Origin of the sequence: Collimonas sp., from assembly GCF_035566555.1 — a bacterium.
Lineage (GTDB): Bacteria > Pseudomonadota > Gammaproteobacteria > Burkholderiales > Burkholderiaceae_D > Collimonas.
This window is the reverse complement of record NZ_DATMRB010000177.1, coordinates 20319-27037: the sequence shown is the minus strand read 5'-3', so window position 1 is coordinate 27037 and position 6719 is coordinate 20319. Positions and strand designations below refer to the sequence as shown.

Sequence of the window (6719 nt, the reverse complement as noted above, 5' to 3'; positions counted from 1 at the left end):
TCAATGAAGTGCCGCCGCTGCTGACCCAGCAGATCGGCGAAGAAACGCCGGACGGCAAGGGCAAGGTTGAATTGCCCGGCGATTACACCAAGGATGAGAAGGCGCACCAGGTCTTGCTGACCGAAGCCGGCCACGAAAAGGCCGAGCAGATCCTGACCAGCATGGGCTTGCTGGCGGAAGGCGCGTCGCTGTACGACGCTGCCAACATCAGCCTGATCCATCACCTGTACGCTGCGCTGCGCGCGCATTCGCTGTATTTCAAGGACCAGCACTATGTGGTGCAGGGCGGCGAAATCGTCATCGTCGACGAATTCACCGGCCGCATGATGACCGGCCGCCGCTGGTCGGACGGCTTGCACCAGGCGGTGGAAGCCAAGGAAGGCGTCAAGATCCAGAACGAGAACCAGACCCTGGCCTCGATCACTTTCCAGAACTATTTCCGCATGTACGGCAAACTGGCCGGCATGACCGGTACTGCCGATACCGAAGCTTACGAATTCCAGGAAATCTACGGCCTGGAAACCGTGGTGATCCCGCAAAATCGTCCGAACCAGCGTAAAGACCGCCAGGACCAGGTCTACAAGACATCGCAGGAAAAATACAATGCGATGCTCAAGGATATCCAGGATTGCTACGAGCGCGGACAGCCGGTGCTGGTCGGCACCACCTCGATCGAAAATTCAGAGCTGCTGGCCGACATCCTGAGCAAAGCCAAGCTGCCGCACAATGTGCTGAACGCCAAGCAGCATGCGCGCGAAGCGGAAATCATTGCCCAGGCCGGCCGTCCTAAAGCGATCACGATCGCCACCAACATGGCCGGTCGCGGTACCGATATCGTGCTGGGCGGGAATGTCGAGAAGCAGATCCAGTTCATCGAAGCCGACGAAGCGCTGAGCGAAACCGAAAAGCAGCTGCGTTCCGACAAGCTGCGCGACGAATGGCAATCGCTGCATGACCACGTGGTGCATGCCGGCGGTTTGCACATCATCGGCACCGAACGCCACGAATCGCGCCGGGTGGATAACCAGTTGCGCGGCCGTGCCGCGCGCCAGGGCGATCCGGGTTCTTCCCGTTTCTACCTGTCGCTGGACGACGCCTTGCTGCGCATTTTCGCCGGCGACCGCGTGCGCGCCATCATGGACCGCCTGAAAATGCCGGAAGGCGAGCCGATCGAAGCCGGCATCGTGTCGCGCTCGATTGAATCGGCGCAGCGCAAGGTGGAAGCGCGCAACTTCGATATCCGCAAGCAATTGCTTGAATACGATGACGTCGCCAACGACCAGCGCAAGGTGATCTATCAGCAGCGTAATGAATTGCTGGAATCGCAGGGCGTGTCAGAGACCGTGGCATCGCTGCGCGAAGGCGTGCTGGACGACACTTTCCGCACCCACGTGCCGGCGGAGTCGCTGGAAGAGCAATGGAATATTCCTGCGCTGGAAGCGACCCTGGCCAACGAGCTGCACCTGGAAGTACCGCTGGGCGAGATGCTGAAGTCGGAGCCGAACCTGACCGACGAAGAATTGCTGGAACGCGTACTGAAGACTGCCGAAACCAGTTATGCCGCCAAGACCGAGATCGTCGGCAAGGAATCGTTCGCCGGCTTCGAACGCAGCGTCATGCTGCAAAGCGTCGACAGCCATTGGCGCGAGCATCTGGCGGCGCTGGACCATCTGCGCCAAGGTATCCATCTGCGCGGTTACGCACAGAAGAATCCAAAGCAGGAATACAAGCGCGAAGCCTTTGAATTGTTCGGCCAGATGCTGGACTTGATCAAGAATGAAGTGGTCAAGGTTGTCATGACGGTGCGCATCGAAAACCGCGAAGAAATCGCTGCGGTGGAAGAAGAACTGGCGCAGTCGCATGTTGAAAATGTCCATTATCAGCATGCTGACTTTGATCCGGCGGCAGCGCCAGAAGCACTGCTGGCGCCAACGGCTCGTAGCGACGAGTCGCAGTCGGCCAGCGAAGTGCCGAAGGTCGGCCGTAACGATCCTTGTCCTTGCGGCAGCGGCAAGAAGTACAAGCAATGCCATGGCCAGCTGATGTAAACGCTGTGGCCAGCCGTGGTTGAAGAAGCAGAGCAGGGCGGAGAGATCTCCGCCCTTTGCTTTTGTTGCAGCAGATCGCACGCAGCCTGGCCATACGCCTTAAAATATCGTGCTGGCCGCATTCAGCAGCATCTAGATGCTGTAGTTATCAACGTTAATATTTATATTTAGTTAAGGATTCTCATGGCCGTCAATTCCCCCGTTCCTGTTGCTGCTGACCTTCTGCCCGTTGCCGGCATCGAGCTTGGCCATGCCGAAGCCGGTGTGCGCAAGGCGAATCGCAAGGATTTGCTGGTGATGAAACTGGCGCCAAGCGCTACCGTTGCCGGCGTGTTTACCCAAAACCGTTTTTGCGCCGCACCGGTGCAGGTCAGCAAGGCGCATCTGGCCGCTGCCGAGATCTCCGGCGAGCCCATCCGTGCACTGCTGATCAATACCGGCAACGCGAACGCCGGCACCGGCGAAGCCGGCCTGGCGGCAGCCAATGCGACCTGCGATGCGCTGGCGGAATTGCTGGACTGCCATGCAGCGCAGATCTTGCCGTTTTCCACCGGCGTGATTCTTGAACCGCTGCCGGTCGAGCGCATCATTGCCGGCTTGCCGCTGGCGATCGGCAACCTGAAGAGCGATAACTGGTTCAATGCCGCCGAGTCCATCATGACTACCGATACGCAGCCGAAAGCGGCCTCGCGCAGCCTGGTCATCGCCGGCAAAACGGTGAATTTTTCCGGCATCAGCAAGGGGGCCGGCATGATCAAGCCGAACATGGCGACCATGCTGGGTTTCCTGGCGATCGATGCAAAAGTGGCGCAGCCCGTGCTGGAGAAGATGGTGCGGCAGGCTGCCGACCGTTCCTTCAACTGCATCACGATCGATGGCGACACCTCGACCAACGATTCCTTCATGCTGATCGCCACCGGCGCCGGCGAGCTGGAAGTCACCAGCGTCGACAGTCCTGAATATGCCGAACTGGCGGCCGCAGTCACCGATATTTCGCAGCACCTGGCGCAGATGATCATCCGCGACGGCGAGGGCGCCACCAAATTCATCACGGTGACGGTCGAACAGGGGCAGAATGTCGCGGAATGCCGCAAGATCGCTTACTCGATTGCCCATTCGCCACTGGTGAAGACGGCGTTCTTTGCCTCCGATCCTAACCTGGGCCGCATCCTGGCCGCGATAGGTTATGCCGGCGTCGACGACCTGGATGTCAGCAAGCTGGACCTGTACCTGGACGATGTGCTGGTGGCCAAGAACGGCGGCCGCAATCCTGAATATCAGGAAGCGGATGGCCAGCGCGTGATGAAGCAAAGCGAAATTACGGTGCGTGTGCAGCTGGCGCGCGGCGACGCTGAGGCGACTATCTGGACTTGCGATCTGTCGCACGACTACGTATCGATCAACGCAGACTACCGTTCCTGAGCTGCTGTAAAAAGAGTTGCGGCCGGTTCTGCTCCGGCCGCGGCCCCGGCGCGCAGTCAGTGCGACGAATAATATTCATCTACTATCATTGTCCTTTGCGTCAAAATGATAGTCAGCCAGCGTCATCCGATTGCCTGCATTCCTGATTTCTTGAGCCATGACCCAACTAGACCAGTTTCTTATCCGCGCCGAGGCCCTGCTGGGCCGTCTCGAATCCATTCTACCCAGCGCCAATGCCGTGCCTGACTGGAGCGCTGCAACTGCTTTCCGCTGGCGCCATCGCGGCGGCGCGGCCGGCGGCTATCTGCAGCCGGTGGGCCACATCTCGGATATCGCCCTGGCCGATTTGCATAATATCGAAGTGCAAAAGCAGCAGATCGACCAGAATACCCGCCAGTTCGTCGACGGCCGGCCGGCCAATAATGTGCTGCTGACCGGCGCTCGCGGCACCGGCAAGTCATCCTTGATCAAGGCTTGCCTGAATCAGTATGCGTCTCAAGGGTTGCGCCTGATCGAGGTGGACAAGGACGATCTGGCGGCCTTGCCGGATATCGTCGACCTGGTAGCATCGCGTCCCGAGCGTTTCATCATCTTCTGCGACGACCTGTCGTTTGAAGAGGGCGAGAGCGGTTACAAGGCGCTCAAGGTGGCGCTGGACGGCAGCATAGCAGCACAGTCGGACAACGTCTTGATCTATGCCACCTCCAACCGCCGTCACCTGCTGGCTGAGCGGATGTCCGACAATGCTACTTACAAGACGACTGAAGACGGCGACCTGCATCCGGGCGAAACCGTCGAGGAAAAAATTTCACTTTCCGAACGCTTCGGCTTGTGGGTGTCGTTTTATCCCTTCAAGCAGGACGACTACTTGGATATTGTCGGCCACTGGCTCGGTCATTTCGGCTGCAACGCCGAGCAGATCGCAGAAGCGCGCGCCGACGCCTTGCGCTGGGCCTTGCAGCGGGCTTCGCGCTCCGGCCGGGTCGCCTGGCAGTTTGCGCGTGATTATGCCGGCCGCATGAACAGCAACGATTAAGCAGGAATTTGATGACAAAAGAACAGATATTGCCGGTCAACGTAGCCGTCGGCATTTTGATGAAGCCGAATGGCGATGTGCTGCTCGGCCAGCGGCCCGAGGGCAAGCCGATGGCGGGCTATTGGGAATTTCCGGGTGGGAAGGTCGAGTCTGGAGAATCGATTTTCGATGCGCTGAAGCGCGAGCTGTTGGAGGAGCTGGGAATAGAGGTCAATTCTGCCGAGCCATGGTGCGGCATCGAGCATCAATACGCCCATGCACACGTCCGCCTGCACTTTTACATCAGCCGCGACTGGCAGGGCGAACCGCAAAGCCTGGAAGGCCAGGCTTTTTCCTGGCAGGGCAGCGTCGGCGTCGAGCCTCTGCTGCCGGCGGCCATCCCTTTGATTGAGTGGCTGGACGAGTTGCGGCGTGAAATGCCAGTTTAAGCGTCTATCTTCTCGTAAATTGTGGAAAATTATTGCTTCAGCTTGCTATCGTCGTCGATCTCGTCTGGCGGATTGACTGCCGGGATGGCATATTTCTCTTCAGCCCAGGCGCCCAGATCGATCTGCTTGCAGCGCTCCGAGCAAAACGGCCTGAATTTGTTTGCTGCAATCCATTCAACTTTTGTGCCGCAGGTTGGGCAATCGACGGTAGTAGTCATACAACTCTATTCAAAAAACAATTAAAAATTACACAAGGTCAGTTCAAACGGCACATCGCCTTCGTAAGCCTTGGGCTTGAGGTCGCCGCCTTGCGAGGTGAAGCGCACCCACAGCATATACTTGTTGGCGGATATTTCAGGAATCGCCTGCAATTGCTCGTCGATGATCAGGCGCAGCATCTGATAAGATTTTCCTTGCAGCATTTGCTGGTAACTACCGTTTTGTGCATCTATTTTTACCGAACTTCCGGTTTCTCGCAATAAACGCAGCACGATGCTGATAGCGTCGAGCAAGGGCGCCAGCGGTCCGAACCAGCCGAGAATGTCGGCAAAACGCTGTTCCGCAGGATGTTGCTGCCAGGCGTAATAGGACGGCAGGTCGAATTCACAGGCGCCGCCGGGGATGATGGTGCGGCCGCGGATGCTCATCAGCCATTCATTGTCGCGGATGTGCTGGCCGGTCTTGCCCTGGGTCGCCATCAAGGCGGTGCTGATGCGGTCGATCTCTTGCAGGATGGCGTCCAGCATGTCCGGCGCTACATTCGGATTCGATTTGAAGCCGAGCAGGGTTTGTCTTTGTCGTTCCAGCTCTTGCAGCAGATCCGATTTCAAGTCGGCGCGCCCGGCGACCTCCAGCATTTCAAAAATGGTGGACAGCGCGATATGGTGCTGCAGCGGACTTTCCTGGTGCACGAAGAAGCCGAATCTTTCATGCAGATCTTCCAGCCGCAACAGGGTGCGAATGCGCTCGTTGAAAGGATATTCGTAGACGATCAAAGTGACATCCCTTAAAAATTTGAGCCAGATAAGACATGATTCTGAACGATGCGAACAGAAATTACAAATGCCGGTCTGTTTTTAACATTACGCGATAGATTTGCGTGGCAAGCGCATATGGCTTTATACCATTTATAACGATCGGCTAAATGCCTCATATAAGGCGTGCAAGCGCTCTACCTGCGGCAATAGCGCCGCGAGTCCGGCGTCATTGACAATGACGTCGTCGGCAGCCTGCAAGCGCTGCTCTCTGGTGGCTTGCGTCGCCATGATGGCGCGCACCTGTGGCTCAGTCAGTGCGTTACGCTGCATGACGCGCTGCAGCTGGACCTGTTCATCGCAATCTATGACTAGTATGCGCTCAACCCGCTGTTTCCAGTTGCCGGACTCGACCAGCAGCGGTACGGCGAAGATCAGATACGAACCTGCCGCGCGTTCGCCGGCATAGTCTGTCTCGGTGCGGATCAGGGGGTGCAGTATCGCTTCCAGCTGCCGCTTCGCCGTCGGGTCGGAGAATACATGGGCGCGCATCCTGGCTCTGTCCATGGCGCCGCTGGCATCGATGAAATCATCGCCGAAACGGGCTCTGATTGGTGCAATTGCGATGCCGCCAGGAGCCGTCAGCTGGCGCGCGATGACATCGGTGTCGATGACGGCCGCGCCGCGTTCAGCGAACATGTCGGCGACGGTGCTCTTGCCGCTGCCGATGCCGCCGGTCAGGCCAACCCTGAATCTTGGCTTGAGCGGCGCTGGTGGGGCGGGATTGCTGGCATGGCGCGGGTTCATGCGG

7 protein-coding genes are annotated in these 6719 nt (G+C 58.3%); 4 read left to right on the top strand and 3 right to left on the bottom strand.

Annotation, left to right across the window (positions count from 1 at the left end):
• From secA to mutT, 4 genes are all read left to right on the top strand, one after another.
• On the top strand, positions 1–2048 hold a 2048-nt coding region (gene secA / locus VNZ65_RS22510; RefSeq protein WP_325673046.1), incomplete at its 5' end, for a preprotein translocase subunit SecA.
• Positions 2049–2231: 183 nt separating this feature from the next.
• A complete protein-coding gene (gene argJ / locus VNZ65_RS22505) occupies positions 2232–3470 on the top strand; it encodes a bifunctional glutamate N-acetyltransferase/amino-acid acetyltransferase ArgJ (protein ID WP_325673045.1) in 1239 nt (412 codons plus the stop codon).
• Positions 3471–3627: 157 nt separating this feature from the next.
• Positions 3628–4506: an ATP-binding protein gene (locus tag VNZ65_RS22500; protein ID WP_325673043.1), complete on the top strand. Its 879-nt coding sequence runs from the start codon at positions 3628–3630 to the stop codon at positions 4504–4506.
• A gap of 11 nt (positions 4507–4517) precedes the next feature.
• On the top strand, positions 4518–4934 hold the full coding sequence (gene mutT, locus VNZ65_RS22495) for an 8-oxo-dGTP diphosphatase MutT (RefSeq protein WP_062119207.1): 417 nt from the start codon (positions 4518–4520) through the stop codon (positions 4932–4934).
• A gap of 29 nt (positions 4935–4963) precedes the next feature.
• Here mutT and yacG read toward each other — a convergent pair whose 3' ends face one another.
• The 3 genes from yacG to coaE all read right to left on the bottom strand — a co-directional run bounded on the left by yacG (position 4964) and on the right by coaE (position 6715).
• Positions 4964–5152, bottom strand: a complete 189-nt coding sequence (yacG, locus tag VNZ65_RS22490; protein WP_325673040.1) for a DNA gyrase inhibitor YacG — start codon at positions 5150–5152, stop codon at positions 4964–4966.
• 21 nt (positions 5153–5173) lie between these two features.
• On the bottom strand, positions 5174–5929 hold the full coding sequence (gene zapD / locus VNZ65_RS22485) for a cell division protein ZapD (protein ID WP_325673038.1): 756 nt from the start codon (positions 5927–5929) through the stop codon (positions 5174–5176).
• 132 nt (positions 5930–6061) lie between these two features.
• Complete coding sequence (coaE, locus tag VNZ65_RS22480) at positions 6062–6715, bottom strand: dephospho-CoA kinase (protein ID WP_325673036.1); 654 nt, start codon at positions 6713–6715, stop codon at positions 6062–6064.
• Between the last annotated feature and the right edge of the window lie 4 nt (positions 6716–6719).